Below are 265 nucleotides of genomic sequence, written 5' to 3'. Positions count from 1 at the left end.
CCTGAAAGTCGGCACGACAAAAATTCCCCATTTCTCCCATCTCCAGCAATACGCCTGCACGCCAGGCAGTGAACCGGAAACGCAGCTTCACCTGCTTGGCAAATCCCGGCTGGCTTCTTTTTTTCACGAAAAGAACATCCCAGCCCAGATCGAAAAATACTTGCCCCCAATCAAGCAGCGTCCCGATTTGTTGGTCAAAAACTCAGCAATCGAATTCCAGTGCAGCGCATTGCCTATCGAGCAAGTGCTAAAGCGCAGCCAAGGA

The 265-nt window shown here is 51.3% G+C and carries 1 protein-coding gene; it reads left to right on the top strand.

Annotated features, from left to right (window positions below; genetic code table 11):
• Window position 1 precedes the first annotated feature (1 nt).
• Window positions 2-265: competence protein CoiA (locus SB822_RS57900; RefSeq protein WP_410859211.1), on the top strand; the 264-nt coding region annotated here is incomplete at its 3' end.

This window comes from Paraburkholderia sp. SIMBA_054 (genome assembly GCF_046534875.1).
GTDB classification, from domain to species: Bacteria; Pseudomonadota; Gammaproteobacteria; order Burkholderiales; family Burkholderiaceae; genus Paraburkholderia; species Paraburkholderia hospita.
The sequence above is the reverse complement of the archived record's forward strand: the minus strand, read 5'-3'. Positions and strand labels throughout refer to the sequence as shown.